The 2,160-nt window shown below is 73.6% G+C and carries 2 protein-coding genes and 2 pseudogenes; 1 reads left to right on the forward strand and 3 read right to left on the reverse strand.

All coding sequences use genetic code 11. The annotated features are described in order from the left end of the window. The 3 genes and pseudogenes from KBX53_RS30755 to KBX53_RS30765 all read right to left on the reverse strand — a co-directional run. Positions 1 to 924: pseudogene (locus KBX53_RS30755) on the reverse strand (hypothetical protein); the annotation flags it as partial. A 16-nt stretch (positions 925 to 940) separates the two neighbouring features. Next, positions 941 to 1,273, reverse strand: coding sequence for a hypothetical protein (locus KBX53_RS30760; RefSeq protein ID WP_210863234.1), 333 nt, complete (start codon positions 1,271 to 1,273; stop codon positions 941 to 943). After that, positions 1,270 to 1,692 (reverse strand): YbaB/EbfC family nucleoid-associated protein, encoded by a 423-nt coding sequence (locus tag KBX53_RS30765; protein WP_210863236.1) that lies wholly within the window; start codon positions 1,690 to 1,692, stop codon positions 1,270 to 1,272. Before KBX53_RS30765 ends, KBX53_RS30760 begins: the two co-directional genes overlap by 4 nt. 79 nt (positions 1,693 to 1,771) lie before the next feature. Here KBX53_RS30765 and KBX53_RS30770 point away from each other — a divergent pair. After that, positions 1,772 to 2,160, forward strand: a pseudogene (locus KBX53_RS30770) (hypothetical protein); the annotation flags it as partial.

Here is a 2,160-nt window from a genome sequence, read left to right on the forward strand (position 1 = left end):
GGCGCGCGCCACGTCCTCCATCGAGGTCAGGCCCTGACCGGTGGCCAGGCTCGCCGCCCCCTCGGCGAGCACCTCGCCGGTCATCTCCCGCCCCAGGTGCTCCCCGACTCGCGCCGCCCGCCCGGTCGCGTGCCGGCCCAGGCCGGCCAGCGGGGCCACCGCCCCGCCGGCGAGCCCACCGACCGCCGAGGCGCCGAGATCGGTCAGGTCCAGGCCGTGGGCCCGGCCGGTGGAGTTCTGGTACGCCTGGGTGGCCAGGGTGACCCCGGCCTCCTCGGTGGCCTCCTCCAGCCCTTCGCGGGCGGCCCGCTTGGCGAACCCGCGGGCGACCTCCTTGGCGGCCCGTTCGCCGGCCTCCTTGAGCCCGTGTTTGAGGGATTTGCTGGCCAGTTGGCCCATCAGCCGCTTGAAGATCTGGTGAACCAGCAGCCGGGTGGCGGTGATCGCCGCGCCGGCGGCCGGGGTTGCGGCGCCGGCGGTCAGCACCGCCGCCACCGCCACGGTGAGCAGCTCGATGACCAGGATGCCCAGCTCGATCCAGACTTCCAGCTTGGCGCCCTCGATGTCGCACCCGCACTCCTCGACCAGTCGGCCCAGGTCGGCCGTGACGGCGAGCAGTACGGGCAGCGGCGCGTCGGTGTCCTCGGCGAGCCTGCGCCAGGCCGCCTCGAACGCCGCGCCGACGGCTCCGACACCGCCGTATCCGCTGTGCACCTCGGCGGCGGCCGTGGCGGCGTCGGCGTGCGGCCCGGCGAGCACGGAGGCGATTGCGTACCACTGGTCGGCGACGTCCCACACGGCCCGCTCGTTGCCCTCCGGCCACTGCACGCCGACCACCCAGTCGAGGGCCTCGTAGATCCAGCCGGGCACGTCCCACGGAGCGTGGTCCAGTGGGTGCGGGATGGGGCTCGGCAGCACGCTCATCTCAGATCGCCGGTTGTCAGCGCCGGTCGGCGGCCCGACCGAGGCGGGTGGCGTTGGCGGCGTCGGTCTGCACGCTCGCGTCGACGGACTGGACCACATCGCCGCCCAGCTCGGTGAGCCGGTGCCCGACGCCCGCCCAGGCGCGCAGCACGGTCTGTTCGAACCCGCGGTAGTTGCGCTCGAAGGCGGCGCCGATGTCGTCGCGCCCCCACGGCCGGGCACCGCTGGCGGCCTCGATGGCGCCCCCTTCCGCCGCACGACGGGCCGTCACCGCCTCGCCGGCGAGCGCCAGGTCGGCACCGCCCCGGCGGGCCCGGGACGGATCGAGCCAGAGCTGCCCGTCGGTCATGCCGTCGCCTCACCCTTGCGGAGCACGGCGTCGGCCCGACCGAGCAGCGCGGCGTAGTCGCCGGTCCTGAGGAAGTCGATGGCCCCGGAGCCGGCCGGCATGCTCTCGGCGACGAGGTCGCTGGTGGCGTCGGCGGCGGCGGTCGCGGCGGCCCGGATCGTTTCGGTGATTTTTCGGCCGAGCGCCAGGGCGTCCCGGTCCCGGTAGATGGCGGTGGTCAGCTCGACCTCGATCAACTGGCCCTGTGCGCCGACGGTCGCCGTCACCTGCCCGTCGGCCGACCGCCGCGTCACCCGCAGCGCTTCGAGCCGCGCCTGAAGGGTGTCCAAACCGGACCTGAGCTGCTGGTACTGCCCATAGATGTCGTCGAATCGGGCCCGTAGCTCGCGATTGACGTCCCGGTCCGCCTGTGCGTCCACCGCCGCCCCTCCCGTCACCGTCGGTAGAGCGAAACGATACCGGCTGCCATCGATCCGTGTAGTCCGGTAGTTTCAATGCGTGATCGACCGTCAACAGGCCGAGCAGCTCGCGGCCACCTGGGCCCGCCGCGACTCGCAGCGGCTCGGCCACGAGTGCAGCGCGATGGTCGACGAGTTCGACCTGGGTTACGTCATCACGTCCGTCGTGCCCGGCGAGGTGCGCACGGTGCCGGGCGACCTGCCGACGACGGTCATCGACAAGCAGACCGGCACTGTCACCACCTGGCCCCGGGTGCCGAGCACCGTGGGGGCGGAGATGTACCGGCGTAGCCCGCCCGACGGGCCGACAGCCCCTCGCACCGTCGACCCGTCGACGGTGCTGCTGCGGGAGATAAGCCGGGGCGTCACCCCGAACACCGCCGCACACCTGACCATCGACGGACGGATCTGGACGGCCCAGGGCACGAG

It is taken from the genome of Micromonospora sp. M51, assembly GCF_018070305.1.
Lineage (GTDB): Bacteria > Actinomycetota > Actinomycetes > Mycobacteriales > Micromonosporaceae > Micromonospora > Micromonospora parva.

Bases quoted from the DNA above. Each gene is read 5' to 3' on its own strand.
- KBX53_RS30760 (WP_210863234.1), bottom strand. From the start codon at position 1,273: ATGACCGACGGGCAGCTCTGGCTCGATCCGTCCCGGGCCCGCCGGGGC.